Here is a 19,950-nt window from a genome sequence, read left to right on the forward strand (position 1 = left end):
CCTTCGACCAATCCATGCCGGGAGACCCACCGCATGACCTACCGTTACGTCGATGTGAGCCGGGAAGGACGGCTCACCATTGTCACCCTCAACCGCCCGGATGCGCACAATGCCCTGAACAGCGAAGCCCATCTGGAACTGGAGGCGGTTTTCGATGCGTTCGCCGCCGATGGGGATCAGTGGGCCGCCATCATCACCGGGGCGGGCGCCAAGGCTTTCTGCGCCGGCCATGACCTGAAACAGCAGGCGGCCGGCGGCGGTCTCGACCTGCCGCCAACCGGGTTCGCCGGCCTCACCTCCCGTTTCGATCTCACCAAGCCGGTCATCGCCGCCGTGAACGGCGTCGCCATGGGGGGTGGGTTCGAGATCGCGCTGGCCTGCGATCTGGTGGTCGCCTCCGCCGGCGCGGTCTTCGCGTTGCCTGAGCCACGGGTCGGCCTGGCGGCATTGGGCGGTGGCATCCAGCGCCTGTCCCGTTCCATCGGCTTTCACCGCGCGATGGACATGATGCTCACCGGCCGGCGCGTGACGGCGGCGGAGGGGCTGGCACTCGGCTTCATCAACGAGGTGGCGGAAACGGATGTCATGGCGGCCGCCCGCCGCCGGGCCGCCGCCATCCTGGCCTGCAGCCCCATGTCCGTCCGCGCCACCAAGCAGGCCGCCCTGCGCGGCCTGGATACCAGCCTGGAGGATGGCATCGGCGGGCAATGGAAATATCCGGCGATGCAGGCGATGCTGACCTCGCAGGATGCGGTGGAAGGGCCCGTGGCGTTTGCGGAGAAACGCGCCCCGCAATGGCAGGGGCGTTAGGGTAGGGTCCGTCCGATCCAACCTGGAATCGCCATAGGTATCAACGGGGGAATATCGATGCCGCTCTATGAACTCGACACAAAGCAACCGTCCTTGGCCGTCGGGGCATGGATCGCGCCCTCGGCCGATCTTATCGGCGATGTCCGGGTGCGGTCGGGTGCCAGCATCTGGTTCCGGGCCGTCATCCGCGCGGACAACACGCCGATCGAGATCGGCGCCGGGACCAATATCCAGGATGGTGCCATGCTCCATTCCGATCCGGGCAGTCCGCTGGTCATCGGGGAGGATGTCACCGTCGGCCACCATGCGGTCCTGCATGGCTGCCGGATCGGCGATCGCACCCTCATCGGCATGGGCGCCACGGTGCTGAACAATGCCGTCATCGCGGATGATTGTCTGGTCGGTGCCGGCGCCCTGGTGACGGAGGGCAAGAGTTTCCCGGCCGGAAGCCTGATCATCGGGGCGCCCGCGCGGGCGGTGCGGCCATTGTCCGACCCGGAACTGGCCGCGCTACGGCAGTCCGCCGGGGATTATCGCGGGAAGGCCTTGCACTATGCCGGCAATCTCAGGCGCGTGCCGCCGTCCGCATGATCACCGTTGCGAATTCATGCCAAAGCGGCTCGGGAATTTCGTGGCCCATGCCGGGATAGACATGCAGCTCGGCATTCTTCAGCAACCGCCAGGCCCAGATCATCCAGGACCGCGAAACCGTCACCCGCCATGTCGGCCAGACTGTAGCCGCCATCCATATCCGCCGACCCGCCGAATTTCTGCGACAGGCCCACATCCCGGTTGTCGAAAAGGATGACGAAGGCACCGCGATCGACGAACTCCTGACAGAAGCCCTCCCGCCAGCCGATCAGCTGCCAGGTGAAGCCCTGGATGAACAGCAGCGGGATGCCGTCACGCGGCCCCCTGGTTTCATAATGGATCCGGACGTCGCCCCTGGTCGTCGGCATGTGTTTTCCTTGCTGGAAGCAACTGCCGCCGCCGCGCGGGATCGCGGGCGGCGGCAGGGGTTTTATCGGATCAGAAGGAATAACCAAGTGACAGGCCGTAAATCCGTGGCTGGGCATAGCGCCAGCCTTCCAGCGACAGGGCGTTCTGGCTCATGCTGACCTTGTATTTGCGGTCGGTCAGGTTGCGGCCGAAGACTGACACCTTGATGTTGTCGTTGATCGTCACGGTCGCGGCCGCGTCGAACAGCACATAACCACTCTGGCTCAGGCTGTTGTCGAAGGTGAAGTGGACGCGGCTGCTGTAATAGGGGGACAGCGTGACCTCCAGCTCCTTGTTGTCATCAAGCGACGCGTAATAGGCGAGCGTGGAACTGGCGGTGAATTCCGGGCTGCGCACCATGGCCTTGCCGCTCACGTCCAGGCTGACATTGGCGTAAAGCAGCCCGCCAAGGGTCGCGGGATTGGTGGGTGCGTCGACATAGCCGGGTGCCGACTTGAAATCGACGTAACGGGCATGGGTATAGGCGACGGCCGCCCGCAGGTCGAAAGCCTCGCTGAGGCGCAGCGATGCATCCGCCTCCACGCCATAGATGCGCGACTTCGGCACGTTGAACAGCTGGGTGAACACCTGGCCGTTCTGGCCGGAGATGGTGGCATTCACCTGCGTGTCCTTGTAATCATAATAGAAGGCGGCGGCGTTGAAAGTGATATCGTGCGCCGCCGTCTTGAAGCCCGCCTCGAACGCGTCGACCTTCTCCGGCGTCACGCCCGGCCCGGTCGGCGAGGTCGCGTCGAACACGCCGCTTTTGAAGCCTTTGCTGTAGGTCGTGTAGATCCTGGTTTCCTCGTCCAGCGCATAGGAGAGGCCGACACGCGGCGTCCATTGCTTGTCGTTGGCCTTCTGGATGCGCGTGTAGGGGGACGGTGCCAGGACGCCGGCGGCACTCCATGTCTGGCGCTTTTCATCGCTGTAGCGGATGCCGGCGATGAGCGACAGGTCGCCGAACCGGTAGGTGCCGTCCGCGTAACCGGCGGCGGCCTCCAGCCTGCCGGCGGAATTGGACAGGGGTGCACCGGTGGAGGTCACGAACGGCACCTTGCCCCGGCTGCGGAAATAATAGAGGCCGGTGACATAGGTGAAGGGCCGGTCGTCCCGGGAGGCGAAATTCACCTCCTGGGAAAAGACCTTGGTATTCACCTGCAACCCGACATTCTGGTTGGCGTAGCTGAGGTCGATCTCGTTCAGCGCGTCCAGCTTGTTGCGCAGCAACGCGGTGAAGGACGATACCGTCCCCGCCTCCAGGTCCAGGCGCGCCCGTGCGCTGTACTCGTCGGTCCGGGTCTCGATGGTCTGCTCGGTATTGTTCGATGAATGGTAACGGTCCGTCGCGATGGGCCCCCCCACCGCCGCGACCAGACGGGCCGGCCGGATATTCTTGGTATCGCTGCCCGACGGATCGTCGAAATCGGCATGCGCCGCCGTGAAGACCACCTGGAAATTATCGGTCGGCTCCAGCAGCAGCTTGCCGCGTGCGGTGAAGCTTTCGCCCTCGTTGGTGATCTTGTCGGTCTTCAGGTCACGGACATAACCGTTGGAATGGCGATAGGCGACCGAGCCGTTGATGGCCACCTTCTCGCCCAGCGGCACATTGAGATAGCCGCTGGTCCGCACCTGGTCGAAGCGCTCATAGGACACGTTGAAGCGGCCCGCCGGCGTGAAACCGGGATCCAGGGTGCGCACCAGGATGGCGCCACCCGTGGCGTTGCGCCCGAACAGCGTGCCCTGCGGGCCCTTCAGCACCTCCACGCCCGCGACGCTGGCCAGGTCGAAGATGTTGCCCGTGGGCGTGGAATAGTAGATTTCATCGACATAGAGCGCCACATTCTGCTCGCCCCCCGAGGTGGTGAGGGTCGAACCGATGCCGCGGATCGTCGGCGACAGGCCATAGACGGCGCGCTGCAGGTAGATGCCGGGCGTCACCTTGGTGAGGTTCTCGATCGAGGTGGCCCCCGCCCGCTCCAGATCCTCGGGCGTTGCCGTCGCCACGGAAATCGGCACATCGACCAGCCGTTGCGTGCGACGCTGCGCGGTCACCACGATGAAATCCAGCGGAATGTCCTGCGCGGCGTCTGCCGCCGGAGCCGGCGGCGGCGCGGACGGTGCCTGCGCATAGGCCGTGCCTACGCAGGAGATCGCCAATATCGATGTCAGCGTCTTCAGTGTTCTTGCCTTCATTGGAACTCTCCTCCCTGATTTTCTTTTTTCATACATTCGTCCTCGTTTTGAGGACTTCGGGTCAAATGCCGAATGGAGCCGGGCCATGCCCGCCAGGAATGGCCGCGGACTGCCTCGCCGACCCGCCGGCATGGCGCCGTCCCGCATATCCTGTGAAGTCTTGTGGGATCCCGCGGTTTCACGCCGCCGGCGGCATGGCCTCGAGCAGGGCCTTGCTGCGCTCTTCGATCATGCCGATGACCGTGCGGTCGGTATGCACATAGAGGCGGTTTCCAAGGATCGCATCGCGCACCATGACACCCACCGCATCGGGGGACACACCCCCCGCCAGGTACTTCTTCTTCTCCTCCAGCCGCGCCAGAACCTCCGGCGCCATGGGTTTCACAGTCTTCGCCGGATGGATGGCCAGGGTGCGGTCGATGATGTCCGTGGCAACCGGTCCGGGGCACAGGACGGTCACCCCGATCCCCTGGGGCTCCAGTTCGGCGCCCAGTGCCTCGCTCATCCCCACGACGGCGAACTTGGCCGTGCAATAGAGCACCCCGCCCGTCCGGGCAACCAGCCCCGCGCCGGACGCCGTATTGACGATATGTCCGCCGTCACCGCGCGCGGCCATGCCGGGCAGGAAGGTCTGGATGCCGTTGATGACGCCGTCCAGGTTGATCCCGATGCCCCAGTCCCACAGCTCATAGGTGAGCTTGGGCGCAGGCGCACCGCCGGCGACGCCGGCATTGTTGACCAGGATCGATACCGGCCCCAATTGCGCCTCGACATCACCGGCGACCCGCGCATAGGCGTCACGGTCACGCACGTCCAGCACGGCGGTGAAGACTTCCGTCACCTTGCCCAGCTCGGCCTTTGCCCGGTCCAGGGCGTCGGAATCCAAATCGACAAGGGCCAGTTTGGCGCCGGCGCCTGCCAGCGACCGTGCGATACCCAAGCCGATCCCGTTCGCACCGCCGGTGATGAAGGCGGTACGGTTAGCAATGTCGGTCATGTGATTGTCCAATCCTGGGTGCAGGCCCCGCCCGCGGCGGAGCCTGGATATCAGCCGCCGGCAGCGGCCTTGCGCGCGGCGACCACCTTTTCGATGTTGGCGCGCATGGCCGGTGGCATGCTCTCGATGTCGATGGGCAGGCCGCTGGTCAGCATCGCCTGCATGTGGCCGATCTGATGCAGGTGGAAGCCGTAATCCACCGACGCCTTGCGGCCCATCTGGTCCTGGGCGAAATTCATCGCCTGCTTCACCAGCTTCATAGTCAGCGGATTGCGGGCGGCGATGGTCTGGGCCAGTTCCAGCGTGCGGGCCGTCAGCTGCTCACGCGGGACGACATGGTTGATCATGCCGCGCTGTTTGGCCTCCTGCGCGCTCATCCACCCGCCGGTCATCAGCCATTCCTTCGCCTGGCGGACGCTCATCTCATAGGGATGCTGCCAGAACTCCACGCCGGCGATGCCCATCTCCGCCGCCGTCGCATCGCGGAACCGCGCATCCTCGGCACAGACGATCAGGTCGCACATCCAGGTGAGGATGATGCCGCCCGAGATCACCGATCCCTGGATCTCCGCGATCACCGGCTTGGGCGCGTTGCGCCAGCGCTCGGTGATCTCCAGATAGATCTCCTTCTCGCGGGCGTAATAGCCTTCCCAGCCCTTGCCGCTATAGTCGCCCCACAGCCCGACGACCTGGTCGGGTGCCGGCATGGACGCTTCGTCGCCGCTGATGTCATGGCCGGAATTCCAGTGGTCGCCCGTGGCGGCCAGGATGATCACGTTGATCTGGTCGTCATGGCAGGCGCGCTTGAACGCGGCGTCCAGCTCATAGGTCATGGTGATGCCCTGGGCGTTGCGCCGGCCGGGCCTGTTCATCACGATCCGCGCCACCTTGGGCGCGGGCGTTTCATAGATCAGCTGCTGATATTCGTGACCGCCTGCGGCCATGTCTGTTCCTCCTGTTTCACGTGCTCTTCGGCACGTATCGGAAACCGTTTGCCTCGGTTGAACCCGAGCCTTCCGCATTTCAGGTAGGGCGTCCAATTCCAACGCGGTGCCGGGCATGAGCCGCAGGAATACCCCCGCGCCGGGGGCGCAGACATGCTTCAGGGCACGTCCGGCCTTCTCCGCCGGACGCGCCCCACCCCTTGAAACCGGTTGCCTAAAGTGTTTGTTGAAGCACCTGACAGACCCTAGAGCGGTTTTCCTCTGACTGGAAAGCCGCTCCGGCGGCGACTGCCGCCGCGCCGCACGTGCGGCGTGAAGCCAAGCCGCGGATGCGGCGCCGGCGCTTGAGGAAAACGAAAAGCTAGAGCGTATTTCCGGTTACCGGAAATACGCTCTAAGGTGCCCGCCGCCGCCAGGCCAGATCGGCGATGATCCGCGCATGGGCCTGCCTGTCGATCCGGTAGAGCAGCACCAGCCCGACCCCGGCGATCGACAGCAGCCCGGCCCCGGGCCCGTGCGCGATGGCCAGCCAGGCCACCGTCTGCTGGGGCAGCACGGCCGCCGCGCCCTGCTCGGCCAGCTGCACGGGGAAGTCGATCAGTTGCAACACCATGCCGGCGATCAGCACGCCCGCCCCCGTCGCCGTCTTGGTGGCGAACGACCAGCCCGCGAAATACAGCCCCTGGCGCGGCGTGCCGAACAGATGCTCGTGCTCGTCGGCGGCATCCGGGATGATCGACACGAAAGCGATGATCGACATGGCCATCATGGCACCGCCCAGGAATGCCACACTGGCCAGGACGGCCAGCAGCGCGTTGCCGGTCAGGGTGATCAGCCCCAGCAGCTTGAAGATCGCCGGCAGCCCGTGGCAGGCCACCATGCCGATCATGCTGATGATCAGCATGGTGCGCTTCTCCATGCGCTTGCCGAACGGCCCGGCCAGCGGGGCGGCCAGGACCAGCCCCAGCACCGCCGCCATCCCCATCCCCTGGATCTGTCCGGGGGTCAGATGCCAGAAGAAGGTGACCACATGCAGCCCCAGCGCCTGGTGCACCCCCGCCTCGATATTGAACAGCAGGCCGGCGGCGAACAGGATGCGGAAGGTCCGGTTGGCGAACATCTCGCGCATCTCACCCAGCAGCCGGCGATGGATCGCCCCGGTCGGCGCCGCCACCTCATGCGGTAGTTCCCGCAGCGCCAGCCCCTGCCGGATCGCGATGAACGCGCCGATCAGCAGCAGCACGCTCAAGGTCAGTGTGAACGGCAGGTACGCAGCGCGCTGCGACACGCCGCCCGGTCCGGCCAGGAAGACGCCATAGCCCAGCACGATCACGGCCACCGTGCCCAGGATGCCGATGCCCCAGCGCCACGCCGCCACCGACGAGCGTTCGGCGTAATCATCGGTCAGCTGGGCGCCCAGCGCCTGATAGGGCACGGTGAAGATCGACAGCGAAATGCGCAGCGACACCGACAGCAGCGTCAGCCACGCGAACAGCGCCGTCTGCCCCAGGCCGGTGGGAAGGGAGAAGATCAGATTGAACGTCACGACGATGGGCACCAGCGACAGGGCCATGAAGGGCACCCGCCGGCCGAACCGCGAATGCCAGCCGTCCGACAGCGATCCGATCAGCGGGTTCACCACCGCGTCGACCACGATGCCGGCACCGATGGCCAGCCCGGCCAGGCCGCCGGGCAACCCGCAGACCGCCGTCGCGTAGAACAGCACGAAGATGTTGAGCATGCTTTCGACGATCAGCTCGACAAGCTGCCCCGCCCCATAGCCGGTCTTGCGCGCGACGGGCAATCGGGTGGGACGCCTTGCGTCCCCGTCCGGCGCGGCCGCCGGTGGCGGCCCTTCTCCGGCATCCGTCAGCTGCATCTGGAATGTTCCTTGTCTCTTGGGGCTTCCGGCCATCCCGTTTCCTCCCGGATCATTGGGCCTTGCGATCAGGCCGACTATGGTGGTCGGGGAGCGGGCTCTTGCTGTCAAGCGGCGCATCGCCCCCGATCCTGGCGGCATCGTCGTGGAAATTCCTTTGAAAACAGATGGTTGCTTCATCCGACACACCATCCTTCATGCCCCGCCGGAATGGCTCGTGCCACTTATGAATGGCCATCAGAAGCCGAGCCGGGCACGGGCATGGGAAAGCGTCGTCCGGGCACCGTGCACATGCAGCGACGTCAGCCATGTCCGCAGCGTGGCGACGAATGCCTCATGCCCGACCAGATCGCCGAAAAGAGGGCGGATGCCCAGCAGCGGAACCGGGTCCCCGCCGCCGGCACAGGCTCGCTCGCGCAGCAGGCCGGCCAGCGGATGGACGACCTCGATCGGCCTTCCCGCCTCGTCCACACCCGTCAGGCGGCGCATCCAGGCGGCCAGGGCAAGCGCCAGCAGGTCCACACCGGCGCCTGCGGCCAGACGATCGCCGATCGGTTCCACCAGCAGGTTGATCGGCGCGTCGGCATTGACCCGATCGACGGTATCCTTGATCGCAACATTGCCGAAACGCCGGATCAGCTGGTCCTTGTAGGCGTCGAGATCGATACCCGGAACAGGCGGCAATGTCGGCCCCGTCTCCCGATCCATCAGTGCCCGCATGTAGCATCGCAGCGCCGGATCGCGCATCGTCTCGTCGATATGGATATGGCCCAGCAGCCGGCCCAGCCCGGCGACCGCGAGATGGCTGGTGTTGAGCAGCCGCAGCTTCATGAACTCGTACGGCGCAACGTCGGCGACGAACTGTGCGCCGGCCTCTTCCCATGCCGGGCGCCCGGCCGTGAAATCATCCTCGATCACCCATTGCCGGAAATGCTCGCAGAAGACCGGCCAGCGGTCGGCAAGGCCGGAGCGCGCCGCGAAATCCGCCGCCATGGCCGGGGTCGTGACCGGGGTGATCCTGTCCACCATCGTACCGGGAAAGGAGGCGTTGGCCGCGATCCAATCGGTCAGGGCCGCGTCACGCCGCCCGGCAAGCGCCAGCACCGCGCCGCGCAGCACCCTGCCATTATGCTGGATATTGTCGCAGGACATCGCCGTGAAGGCGGGAAGCCCCGCCGCCATCCGCCGCCGGCAGGCCTCCACGATGATCCCGACCGCGCTCAGCGGCTGCGCTGGATGCGCCAGATCATGGAGGATGGCCGGGTGGTCGAGGTCCAGCAGCTTGGTTGCGGCGTTGAGACAATAGCCGTTCTGCGTGACGGTCAGGCTGACGATGCGGATCGCCGGATCATCGATGGCGTCCAGCACGGCTTTGGCGGAAGCGGCGGCTTGGATCACCCGGCAGACCGAACCGATCACAACTGCCGTCTCGTCCCCGTCCTGCCGCTCCACCAGCGTGTAGAGCGCATCCTGCGGGGCCAGCGCGTCATGGACCCCGACATCACCCGCCCGCAGCCCGATGCCGATGATCCCCCACCCGGCGGCGTCGCCCCGTCGTTCCATCAGGTCATGGGTATACCGGGCCATGTGCGCGCGGTGGAAACCGCCGAAGCCCAGATGGACGATGCCCGCCCTCACCATCGCCGGATCATAACCCGGCCGCGCGATGGCGGTGGGAAGGGTGGACAGGGTGGCGCGGGAGAGGTCCATCAGCGTCCTTCCAATAGCCCCCGTCTCCGCGTCCCATGAGGGCGTGGCTGGGTGCGAATTTCAGGTTGTTTTGGGAACCGGCTAAACGCCGGTCATTTCTTCCGACGAAGGCAGCCGTTCTCGGCAGGCCTTGATGAAGGCGCGGACCGCCGGGCGCGGGCTCCAGCGCAGCCGCGTCGCGCAGCAGAGCGATGAGGGGGGAAATATGATGGGCACGGCGGCGAAGTGCCGCTTGAAGATACTTGTGTTCACGTAATGCAGCGAGGCCACGCTGATGGCGTTGGTATTGCGCACCAGCCTGGCCACGATGGGAAAATAATCGATGATGTGCAGCCGGTCATGCACATCGATGCCCGAATCCTCATAGATCTGGCGCCAGATGAAATTATAGGGCGAGGAGCCCGACGGCGAGATCAGGTCGTACTTGGCGATTTCCGCCCTCGTCACCTCCGCGCACTCCAGGATCGGATGCCCCTTGCGGACGAAGAAGGTGGTGCTCATCGGCGCCATTGGTTCACAGCGGAAATCCGGCTGCTCCTTGAACGCCGCCTCATAGCCAAGCGCGACGTCGATCGCCCCGACGCGCAACTGCTGCACGATCCTGTCGTAGCTGCCGCCGACGATATGCAGCCGGATGTTCGGATGCCGGCCGATCAGCGTCGCCAGCGGCTCCACCAGCAGCCATTCCAGCGATGGCGGGCAGACCCCGATCCGCAGCGAGCCGGCATAGGGGTCGGAACCCGCGGATGCCCCGCGCAGCAGATCCTGCGTATCCTCCAGCAGGCGTGACGCCCGCTCCACGAAAAGGCGCCCCTCCTCCGTCAGGATGACGCCCCGGGCCGTGCGGTTGAAGATGGAATAGCCCAGCTGCTGTTCCAGGTCGGCGACGCTCTTGGTGATCGCCGACTGCGTCACCCCCACCCGCTCGGCGGCGGCGGTGAAGGAACCGTAACGCGCGGTGGAAACGACATATTGGAGACGCCGGTCGATCATGCGGCTATTCCTACCATGAATGGCCGACACCGGCCAGCAACCAGCGCTGTTGCCCCCCGGCGATCATGCTCCCGCGCCGATCCGCTCGTCGCGCAGTTTCGACCGGCGGACCTTGCCGGCCTCGTCGCGCAAATTCTCCACGGTGAATTCGAAGGTACGCGGGATTTTGTAGCGCACCAGCCTCTCCGACAGGAAAGCCCGCAAAGCATCATCGCCGGTCCGTTCGCAGGCATTCTGCGCGACCTGGACGATGGCATGCGCACGCTGGCCCAGATCGGCATCGGGCAGCCCGATGACGATGGCGGACATGACGTCGGGATGCTGGTCCAGGGCGGCCTCGACCTCGGCCGGGAAGATGTTGGCCCCACCCGACACGATCATGTCGGTCCGCCGGTCGGCGATGTAGAGATAACCGTCCTGGTCGACATGGCCCAGATCGCCATAGGTCTCCCACTCGCCCGCCGCCTTGGCCTGCGCCCCGATATATTCATAGGTGGAGCTCCGGCCCGTGTCCGGCAGGAAATAGATCTCGCCGATCTCGCCCACCGCGCATTCCCCACCCTTCTCGTCCAGGATGCGCATCCGGCAGCCCGGGCGGGGCCTGCCGACGGAGCCCTTGTGCGAAAGCCACTCGCGCCCGGTGATGACCGTGCCGCCCATCAGTTCGGTCCCGCCATAGACCTCGGTGATCCGATCCGGCCCCAGCCAGTCGATCCAGGCCTGCTTCAGCCATTGCGGACAGACGGCGGCCATGTGGTACACCATGCGCAGGCTCGACATGTCGAAGGCGCTGCGCTGCTCCTCGGGCAGGCGCCAGATCCGGCTCATCATCGTGGGCACGAAATTCACCCAGTTGACCTTGTGGCGCTCGATCAGCTCCAGCGCCCGCAACGGATCGAACTTGCCCATCTCAACGACATGGCCGCCCGCGAAAAGCGTGTGGAAAACCCCGATGAACGGCGCGTTGTGATAAAGCGGGCCGGGATTGAGCATCGCATCGCCCTGCCTCTGTCCCATGGGCGGCTTCTCCGGATCATAGAGCCCCGGCTGCTTGTCCACGATCAGCTTGGGCCGCCCAGTCGACCCGCCGCTGGTATGGATCTTCCAGCGCGCAGGCGTCTTGGAAGGCAGCGGTGCGTCGGAGAATTCAGCACCCGGCGCGGCCCCCATGGCCAGGAAGTTCCAGCCATCGATGCGGGCATGTTCCTCCCCGATGACCAGGCGCGCATTGCCCAGCTCGACGATGGTCCGCAGCTCCGCGGCGGGCAGCCTGGACGACACGATGCCGACCGTGGCGCCCAGCTTCCAGATGGCGAAGGCGGTCACATAGAATTCAAGGCTGTTCGGCACGGCCAGGGTGACGAGATCGCCCTCCCCGACGCCCAGCGCCGCCAGCTGGCGCGCCTTGCGGTTGGAGGCGGCATCGAGTTCGGCGAAGCGCGTGGTCACGCCATCACAGGTCACCGCCGGCAGCATCGGGTCCTTGGCGGCATGATAGGCTGGCAGGTCGCCCAGCGGCAGCGGCCCCGCCGCCACGTTCAAATGGTCGTTCTGCACTTCCGACGCTCCTCTCCCAGGGATGGCGCATGGCCAAAAGCGAGCGTTCTGCTCGACCTTGGGGCGACCCTAGCAGAGGGGTGGGAGCGTTGAGATCGGATAAAAGGGCGCTTGCCATGCCTGCGGGGAATGTCTGCGGGAGACGCCGGCGATATGCCTGGCAGGCATCCCTCCCGCCACGTAGGAATTTCCGCTACCGCTCCCGCCCCTCTACACCTTGTCCCGTCGATCCGCCGCAATGACGGGGAACAAAGGGCGAGATGAACGGATATACCGCGATCAATGTCGTGCATGAGGGGGCGGTGGACTGGTTGACCCTCAACCGTCCGGAGCGCCTGAACGCGCTCGATGCGACCATGGTGAATGAGCTGTGGGATTATTTCCAGCACCTGCAATCCGACTACGCGCGCCGCATCGTGGTCATGCGCGGGGCCGGAAGGGCGTTCTGCGCCGGGCTGGATCTGGTCTGGTACAACAATTCCCCCGACGGCATGCCCAGGGGGGCGACGGAGCGGGGGCCGGGCCCGTCGCTGCCCGACATCATCCTGAAGATGCGCGCCTGCCCGCAGGTGATCATCTGTCTGGTGCAGGGGGCGGCCTGCGGCGGCGGCTTCAACTTCGCGCTGGCATCGGATATCCGCATCGCGGGGCGCAGCGCCAGGATGAACGTGGCCTTCGTGAAGCTGGGCCTTTCCGGCTGCGAGCTGGGCACCAGCTACTTCCTGCCGCGCATGGTGGGCACCTCCGTCGCGGCCGAACTGATGATGACCGGCCGCTTCATCCATGCCGACCGCGCACTGGCCACGGGGCTGGTGTCGGATGTGGTCGATGACGACCAGTTGGAAAATGCCGCGCGCGGGTTGATCGAGGAACTGCTGGCCGCATCGCCCACGGGCCTGCGCAAGACCAAGGAGGTCATGACGCGGGCGGCGGAGATCGAGGATCTGACGGCCGTGATCCGGCTGGAGGAACATACCCAGCGGGCCTGCATGGAGGCCGGTTCCTTCATGCCGATGCGCGGTACGGTGGGCGGAACACACCATAAATCGAAAGGGGAGTGAACATCGATGACAGATGATTTCAGCGGGCATGTACCGGCGATACCGATGATCCGGATCGGCGACGATGGTGCGGCCTTCATCATGGGCAGCCATTGCACGAACTGCGGACAGACGGTGCCGGGGGACCGGATGGCCTGTGCGTCCTGCGGCCGCCGCGACACGATCGGGCCGGTGCGGCTCGCCACCAAGGGCACGCTCTATAATTACACCATCGTCCATCGCAGCTTCCCGGGCGTGAAGGTTCCCTTCGTGGCCGCCATCGTGGACCTGGAAGGCGGCGGTTCGCTGCGCGGCACGCTGGTGGAGGTGGAACCCGACCCGGCGAAGCTGCCCCGCGACATGCCGATCAGCATCGTCTTCCGCGATACCGGCCTGACCAACCCGGACGGCAAGCGGTTCGTGAGCCATTTCTTCGTGCCCGCCCAAGGAGAAGCGTGATGAGCGAGGATGTCTACATCGTCGGGATCGACATGATCCCGTTCGGCCGCTATCCCCTGCGCACGGTGGCGCAGCTGGGGGCCGAGGCCGCCTTGCTGGCGCTGGATGACGCGGGCCTTGCGATCCAGGACATGCAGGCCCTCTATTGCGGCAACCAGATGCGATCCTTCGCCATGGTCGGGCAACAGATCCTGCACGAGATCGGCGAGACCGGCATGCCCGTGGTCAATACCGCCAATGCCTGCGCCAGTGGCGGCACGGCGTTCCGCGAGGGCTATATCGCGGTCAAGGGCGGCATCTACGACCTTGTCCTGGCCATCGGGGTGGAACAGATGGGGCGCGGCCTGCTGGGTGCTGCCAGCGGCGGGCGCACCGATGGCTTCATCGAGGAGGGGCTGATCGGGTCCATGACGACGCCGGCGATGTTCGCCCAGGTCGGCATGGAGCATCAGCGCAAATATGGCACCACGTTCGAGCAGTTCGCCCGCATCGCGGTGAAGAACCACCATCATTCCACCTTCAACCCCAAGGCGATGAGCCGCCGGGAAACCCCGCTGGAGGAGGTGATGGGGGCGGAGATGATCTCCTATCCCAACACGAAGCTGATGTGCTCCATCAATGTCGACGGGGCCGCGGCCGCGATCATCGCGTCGGAGAAGAAGGTACGGCAGCTGGGCCTGATGGGCCGCGCCATCCGCGTGCGCGCCTCGGAAATGACCAGCAATCCCTATACCCCGCGCCAGGACGCCATCGTCGATTTCAATCTGGTGACCCGCAACTGCGCCAACGCCGCCTATGAACGCGCCGGCATCGGCCCGCAGGAGGTGCAGCTGGTCGAACTGCATGACTGCTTCGCCACCGCCGAGATGGTGCATTACGAAAATCTGGGCCTGTGCGCGGATGGCGAGGCGGGCCGGCTGATCGATACCGGCTTCACCGCCATCGGCGGCAAGATCCCCGTCAACCTGTCGGGCGGCCTGCTGTCCAAGGGCCATCCCCTGGGCGCCACCGGCATCGCCAACATCTACGAGGTGTCGCTGCATCTGCGCGGCGAGGCTGGCGGGCGGCAGGTGGAGGGTGCCCGTCTGGGCCTCACCCATGTTGTCGGCGGCATGACGGGCCTCGGTTCCTCCTGTGTCGTGCATATCCTTGAGAAGGCATGACACCGGGGCGGCGATCGCCGGGGCCGGGCGTGTTGCGACGCACGCCCGGCCCCTAGGGGCGAGGCTTGACGGCGGTTGGGAACGGCCCGCCGTCAAGCCGGCCGCATCCGGGCGACACAGCAGACAAGGATATCGACATGAGCGCATTCACCCGTTGGGATTTCACCACGCCCGACGGCCTTACCCTGGTGGGCGAGGTGGGCGGCCCCCCGGATGCACCGACCGTCATCCTGCTGCATGGCGGCGGGCAGACGCGGCATTCCTGGTCGCGGACGATGAACAGTCTGGTGGGTGGCGGATACCGGGTCATCAATTACGATGCGCGCGGCCATGGCGAGAGCGCCTGGTCGCCCACCGGTGACTATTCGATCCAGGCGCTGGCCGCCGACCTGCGCGCCGTGCGCGCGACCGTGCACGGGCCCGTCGCCTTCGTCGGCGCCTCGATGGGCGGATTGACCGGCTTCTACACCGTGGGCAGCGGCGAGCCGCCGGCCGCCCAGGCCCTGGTGATGGTCGATATCGTGCTGAGCGTCGCCAGCGCCGGCGTGGAGAAGATCCGCCGTTTCATGCAGGGCCACCGCAACGGCTTCGCCGACCTGGCGGAGGCGGTGGAGGCCGTCATCGCCTACAACCCGGAACGACCGCGTCCCCGGGACCCGTCCGGCCTGCGCCGCAACCTGCGGCAGGGCGACGATGGCCGGCTCTACTGGCATTGGGACCCGCGCCTGCTGGACGTGTCGCCCAGCAGCGAGCCGCCATCGCGCCTGGATGCCCTGGTCTCCATCAGCAGCCGCGTCCACATCCCGACCCTGGTGATCCGCGGCGGGCGCAGCGACATCGTCAATGACGAGGGCATCGCCGAGATGCGCCGCCTCGTCCCGCAGACGCAAGTGTACGAGGTGCCGGCCGCCGGCCATATGGTGGCCGGGGACCAGAACGATGCCTTCAGCGCCGGCGTGGTTTCATTCCTGGACCGGCATTTCCCGGCCGCCTGACGTCAGGGAACGGCGGCGGCCAGGGCCGGCTCGGTATCTGCCAGGCGGCCCGCCGCTTCCCGCAGGGCCGCGACGAAGGCGTCGCGGGCCGGCCGGCTGTCGCCGCTGCGCGTCGCCAGCGCCAGGCCGACCATCATCGGCGCGCCCTCGACGGTCAGCCGCGCATAGGACACCCGGTTGGACCCGGAAATGCGCGACACGGCCGGGGCCAGGGCGATGCCGATCCCGCTTTCCACCAAGGCGATCGCCGTGTGCAGATGGGCCACCTCCTCCACGATCCGCGGCTGGAACCCCGCCGCCGAACAGGCGCTGAGCGACAGATTGCGATAATTGGGAAGCCGGGCGCGGTCATAGCCGATGAAGGCCTCTTCCCGCAGCTCCTCCAGCCGCACCAGTTCCCGGCCCCGCAGCGGATGATCATGGGGCAGCAGCAGGATCATCTCCTCCCGATAAAGCGGCTCCAGCACGATGTCGCCGATATCGAGCACGGGCGTCCGCAGCACGCCGACATCCAGGTCGCCCGCCTCCAGCCCCCGGATGATCTCCAGCGTGGTCGCCTCGCGCAGGTGCAGGTCCACGGCCGGCCGCTGCGCACGGAACAACGGGACGACCCTGGGAAGCAGGGCATAGACGGCCGATCCCACGAACCCGACGCTCAATTGCCCGCCCATGCCGTCGAGGGTGGCGCGGACGGCTTCGTTCATCACCTCGACATCATTCAGGATGCGGCGGGCATGCGGCAGGGCGGCCAGACCGGCCGGCGTCAGCGCGACACCGCGCGCCTGCCGGTCGAACAAGGCCACGCCCATCTCCTCCTCCAGCTTGCGGATCGAAACGGAAAGCGGCGGCTGGCTCATGTTCAGCGCGTCGGCCGCGCGATGGAAGTTCAGCATGTCGCTCAGCACCACGAACTGCCGGATCTGTCGAAGCTCCATGATACATTCCATATATCGATATCATTCCAATCGATATTGGATCACGCATCCTGTTGCCAATAGATTTTGTGCATCCAGATGCCCCGCCACGCGCGGCATTCCCACAAAAAAGCAAGAGGAACAGGAGATGTCCGAGCCTGGAAGGGCGGCGCACGGCAGGGCCGGATGGCGCCCATGACCTATCATTATGTCGTCATCGGCGGCGGATCGGCGGGTTCCGTCGTGGCCGCCCGGCTGAGCGAACACCCGGACAATCAGGTCCTGCTGCTGGAAGCGGGTGGTGCCGATACAAGCATCCTCCTGAAGATGCCGCTGGTCTTCACCGCCCTGCGGGACAGTGCGTTCGACTGGGGGTACTGGACCGATCCGGAGCCCTTCGCATCCGACCGCCGGGTGCAGGCGCCGCGCGGCAAGGTCCTGGGCGGCTCCTCGTCGGTCAACGGCATGATGTATTCCCGCGGCCATCCCGGCGACTATGATGAATGGAGCCGGATGGGGGCCGATGGCTGGTCCCATGATGAGGTTCTGCCCCTCTTCCGGAAATCGGAGCGCAACTGGCGCGGCGAGGGGCCGGCCCATGGCGGCAGCGGCCCCCTGGAGGTCACGCCCTATACAAGCGACGAGCCGGTGGCCGGGGCGATACGCGAAACGGCACGGTCCCTGAACTACCGTGTGCTGGACGATTTCGAGGCGGGCGATCCGGAAGGCTTCGCCCTGCCCGACAGCACCATCCATCGCGGGCACCGCGCCAGCGCCTCGAAGGCCTTCCTGCATCCGGCCCGCAACCGGCCCAATCTCACCATCGTCACCGGCGCCCATGTCACGCGCATCCTTATCGAAAAGGGCCGGGCCGTCGGCGTGGAGTATCTGAAGGACGGGAAGAGCGTCACCGTCCATGCGGAGCGGGAGATCGTGCTGTCGGGCGGTGCCTATGCCTCGCCGCAGATCCTCATGCTGTCGGGCATCGGCCCGGCGGACCATCTGCGCGAGGTCGGGATCGACATCGTCCACGACCTTCCGGGCGTGGGCACGGGCCTGCAGGAACACCCGCTGGTGCCGATGGGCTTTTCCGCGAAAAAGCCCTTCCGCTTCAGCCGGCAATTGCGGGCCGACCGGCTGGCCTGGTCGGTGATCTGGTGGCTGCTGACGGGGCGTGGTCTTCCCGCCTCCGTGCCGTTGAGTAGCATCGCCTATCACAAGTCGCAGCCCGATCTGGCGCGCCCGGACCTTGAGACGGTGTTCATGTCGACCAACCTGGCGGCGAATGTCTGGTTCCCGGGCTGGCGCAAGCCCGCACCCGACATGCTGACCACCCTCAACGTCGTGCTGCGTCCGGGCAGCCGGGGTTCCGTGCGCCTGCGGTCGGCCGATCCCCTGGCCCCGCCCCGCATCCGGTTCAACCTTCTCCAGGACCCGGACGACCTGCGCCTGCTGCGCCATGCTCTGCGCTGGACGCGGGATTTCATGCGGCAGGGAGAGTTGGCTGACCATGTCGGCAAGGAGATGTTTCCCGGCGGCGCCCTGGAAACCGATGCGGCGCTGGATGCCTATATCCGCCAGACGGTGGCCACGGCCCAGCACCCTACCAGTTCCTGCCGCATGGGCAAGGACGGGGATGCCGTCGTCGATCCGCACTTGCGGGTACACGGGATCGACGGGCTGCGGATCGCCGACGCCTCGATCATGCCGACCCTGATCGGCGGCCACACCAACGCGCCCTCCATCATGATCGGCGAAAAGGCCGCCGCCATGATGCTGGCCAACTGACAGCGAGACGACAGATGATCGACCTGAAGGAACAGACAAGGCTGTCACTGGCGCGGCCCTTTCAATTGCTGATCGACGGGCGCTGGACCGACGTGGAGAGCGGCGAGGCCCTGGACGTCGTCAATCCCGCCGATGGCGGCATCATCGCCCGCATCCCGGCGGGCGGCGGGGCGGATATCGACCGGGCGGTCATCGCGGCGCGCCGGGCCTTCGAAAGCGGCCCCTGGCCTTCCATGATTCCGGGCGAGCGCTCCCGGATGCTGTGGCGCATCGCCGACCTGATCGAGGCCCGCAAGGAGGAGTTTGCCGAGCTTGAAACGCTCGACAATGGCAAGCCCATCATGATGTCGACCTGGGTGGATGTGCCGGCCTCCGTCGCCGCCCTGCGCTACTGGGCCGGCTGGTGCACGAAGATCGCCGGGGAAACGCGTGCCGTCGACCTGCCGGGCGAATTCCTGGCGATGACGCTGCGCGAACCGGTGGGCGTCGTCGGCCTGATCACGCCATGGAACTTCCCGCTGATGTCGGCGGTGTCCAAGCTGGGACCGGCGCTGGCCGCCGGTTGCACGATCATCCTGAAGCCGGCCGAGCAGACCTCGCTGACAGCCCTGCGCCTGGGCGAGGTGATCCTGGAGGCCGGCGTCCCCCCGGGCGTCGTCAATATCGTCACCGGCCTTGGCGCCGTGGCCGGTGCGGCCCTGGCCGAACATGGCGATGTCGACAAGATCTCCTTCACCGGCTCCACCGCCGTGGGCAAGTCGCTGATCGGGGCCGCGCGCGGCAACCTCAAGCGGCTGACGCTGGAACTGGGTGGAAAGTCCCCGACCATCATCCTGCCCGATGCCGACCTGAAGCGGGCCATTCCCGCCGCCGCCAATTCCATCTTCCTGAACAGCGGGCAGATCTGCGTCGCCGGTTCCCGCCTCTATGTTGCGCGGGAACGGTTCGACGAGGTGATGGAGGGGCTGGTCAAGGCCGCGGCGAAGTTCAGGCTGGGCCCCGGCCTGGACCCCGCCACCACCATGGGGCCCCTGGTTTCCGACACCCAGCGCCGGCGGGTGATGGACCATATCGACAGCGCGCGCGGTGAAGGCGCCAGCATCATCACCGGCGGCAACAGGGTCGGCGACCAGGGCTATTTCGTCGATCCCACCATCATCTGCAACGTCACCCCGCAGATGCGCGTGGCAAGGGAAGAGATTTTCGGCCCCGTCCTGGTGGCCACGCCGGTCGATGACCCGGACGAGCTGGCGGCACTTGCCAACGACACGGAATACGGCCTTTCCGCCAGCATCTGGACACGTGACATCTCCGCCGCCTACCGGCTGGCCCGCAAGATCCGGGCGGGAACCATCACCATCAATACCGGCTCCGTCGCCGGACCCAACCTGCCCTTCGGCGGCTTCAAGCAATCCGGCTGGGGACGCGAGAACGGTGCCGACGGCATCGAGAGCTTCACCGAGCTGAAGACGGTGGTCACGGCCCTTTGACGCTTGATCAGGAGAA

At 66.3% G+C, this 19,950-nt stretch carries 17 protein-coding genes; 8 read left to right on the plus strand and 9 right to left on the minus strand.

Annotated features, from left to right (window positions below):
- Positions 1 to 33: 33 nt before the first annotated feature.
- A complete protein-coding gene (locus ACM9HJ_RS03565) occupies positions 34 to 810 on the plus strand; it encodes an enoyl-CoA hydratase-related protein (RefSeq protein WP_416570306.1) in 777 nt (258 codons plus the stop codon).
- A gap of 57 nt (positions 811 to 867) precedes the next feature.
- The gene (locus ACM9HJ_RS03570) at positions 868 to 1,401 is read left to right on the plus strand and encodes a gamma carbonic anhydrase family protein (RefSeq protein WP_416570307.1); all 534 of its coding nucleotides are present in this window, start codon (positions 868 to 870) and stop codon (positions 1,399 to 1,401) included.
- 14 nt (positions 1,402 to 1,415) lie between these two features.
- Here the strand turns inward: ACM9HJ_RS03570 and ACM9HJ_RS03575 are convergent, their stop codons facing one another.
- From ACM9HJ_RS03575 to ACM9HJ_RS03610, 8 genes are all read right to left on the minus strand, one after another.
- Entirely contained in the window at positions 1,416 to 1,769 is a 354-nt protein-coding gene (locus ACM9HJ_RS03575; RefSeq protein WP_416570308.1) for an alpha/beta fold hydrolase, read from the minus strand.
- Positions 1,770 to 1,839: 70 nt separating this feature from the next.
- Positions 1,840 to 4,005 carry a TonB-dependent receptor gene (locus ACM9HJ_RS03580; protein WP_416570309.1) on the minus strand — a complete coding sequence of 722 codons (2,166 nt, stop codon included), beginning with the start codon at positions 4,003 to 4,005 and terminating at the stop codon, positions 1,840 to 1,842.
- Positions 4,006 to 4,183: 178 nt separating this feature from the next.
- Positions 4,184 to 5,002: an SDR family oxidoreductase gene (locus ACM9HJ_RS03585; protein WP_416570310.1), complete on the minus strand. Its 819-nt coding sequence runs from the start codon at positions 5,000 to 5,002 to the stop codon at positions 4,184 to 4,186.
- Between the two features lie 50 nt (positions 5,003 to 5,052).
- Positions 5,053 to 5,946: an enoyl-CoA hydratase gene (locus ACM9HJ_RS03590; protein WP_416570311.1), complete on the minus strand. Its 894-nt coding sequence runs from the start codon at positions 5,944 to 5,946 to the stop codon at positions 5,053 to 5,055.
- A gap of 394 nt (positions 5,947 to 6,340) precedes the next feature.
- Entirely contained in the window at positions 6,341 to 7,825 is a 1,485-nt protein-coding gene (locus ACM9HJ_RS03595; RefSeq protein WP_416570312.1) for an MFS transporter, read from the minus strand.
- Between the two features lie 237 nt (positions 7,826 to 8,062).
- Complete coding sequence (locus ACM9HJ_RS03600; protein WP_416570313.1) at positions 8,063 to 9,535, minus strand: mannitol dehydrogenase family protein; 1,473 nt, start codon at positions 9,533 to 9,535, stop codon at positions 8,063 to 8,065.
- Between the two features lie 81 nt (positions 9,536 to 9,616).
- Complete coding sequence (locus ACM9HJ_RS03605) at positions 9,617 to 10,528, minus strand: LysR family transcriptional regulator (RefSeq protein WP_416570314.1); 912 nt, start codon at positions 10,526 to 10,528, stop codon at positions 9,617 to 9,619.
- 63 nt (positions 10,529 to 10,591) lie between these two features.
- Positions 10,592 to 12,085: an AMP-binding protein gene (locus ACM9HJ_RS03610; protein ID WP_416570315.1), complete on the minus strand. Its 1,494-nt coding sequence runs from the start codon at positions 12,083 to 12,085 to the stop codon at positions 10,592 to 10,594.
- 260 nt (positions 12,086 to 12,345) lie between these two features.
- Between ACM9HJ_RS03610 and ACM9HJ_RS03615 the strand changes: the two genes are divergently transcribed.
- From ACM9HJ_RS03615 to ACM9HJ_RS03630, 4 genes are all read left to right on the plus strand, one after another.
- On the plus strand, positions 12,346 to 13,146 hold the full coding sequence (locus ACM9HJ_RS03615; protein ID WP_416570316.1) for an enoyl-CoA hydratase/isomerase family protein: 801 nt from the start codon (positions 12,346 to 12,348) through the stop codon (positions 13,144 to 13,146).
- 6 nt (positions 13,147 to 13,152) lie between these two features.
- Positions 13,153 to 13,584 carry a Zn-ribbon domain-containing OB-fold protein gene (locus ACM9HJ_RS03620; protein ID WP_416570317.1) on the plus strand — a complete coding sequence of 144 codons (432 nt, stop codon included), beginning with the start codon at positions 13,153 to 13,155 and terminating at the stop codon, positions 13,582 to 13,584.
- Positions 13,584 to 14,747, plus strand: a complete 1,164-nt coding sequence (locus ACM9HJ_RS03625) for a thiolase family protein (protein WP_416570318.1) — start codon at positions 13,584 to 13,586, stop codon at positions 14,745 to 14,747. The genes ACM9HJ_RS03620 and ACM9HJ_RS03625 overlap by 1 nt, the downstream gene beginning before the upstream one ends.
- 137 nt (positions 14,748 to 14,884) lie before the next feature.
- Positions 14,885 to 15,742 (plus strand): alpha/beta fold hydrolase, encoded by an 858-nt coding sequence (locus ACM9HJ_RS03630; protein WP_416570319.1) that lies wholly within the window; start codon positions 14,885 to 14,887, stop codon positions 15,740 to 15,742.
- A 2-nt stretch (positions 15,743 to 15,744) separates the two neighbouring features.
- On the opposite strand, the gene ACM9HJ_RS03635 is transcribed toward ACM9HJ_RS03630, so the two are convergent.
- A complete protein-coding gene (locus tag ACM9HJ_RS03635; protein ID WP_416570320.1) occupies positions 15,745 to 16,677 on the minus strand; it encodes a LysR substrate-binding domain-containing protein in 933 nt (310 codons plus the stop codon).
- Between the two features lie 174 nt (positions 16,678 to 16,851).
- Here ACM9HJ_RS03635 and ACM9HJ_RS03640 point away from each other — a divergent pair, with 174 nt between their 5' ends.
- Both ACM9HJ_RS03640 and ACM9HJ_RS03645 read left to right on the plus strand, forming a co-directional pair.
- A complete protein-coding gene (locus ACM9HJ_RS03640) occupies positions 16,852 to 18,444 on the plus strand; it encodes a GMC family oxidoreductase (protein ID WP_416570321.1) in 1,593 nt (530 codons plus the stop codon).
- A 14-nt stretch (positions 18,445 to 18,458) separates the two neighbouring features.
- Positions 18,459 to 19,934 carry an aldehyde dehydrogenase family protein gene (locus tag ACM9HJ_RS03645; RefSeq protein ID WP_416570322.1) on the plus strand — a complete coding sequence of 492 codons (1,476 nt, stop codon included), beginning with the start codon at positions 18,459 to 18,461 and terminating at the stop codon, positions 19,932 to 19,934.
- The last annotated feature ends 16 nt before the right edge of the window (positions 19,935 to 19,950 follow it).

The sequence above is a fragment of the Niveispirillum sp. KHB5.9 genome, assembly GCF_048066115.1.
Taxonomy (GTDB): domain Bacteria; phylum Pseudomonadota; class Alphaproteobacteria; order Azospirillales; family Azospirillaceae; genus Niveispirillum.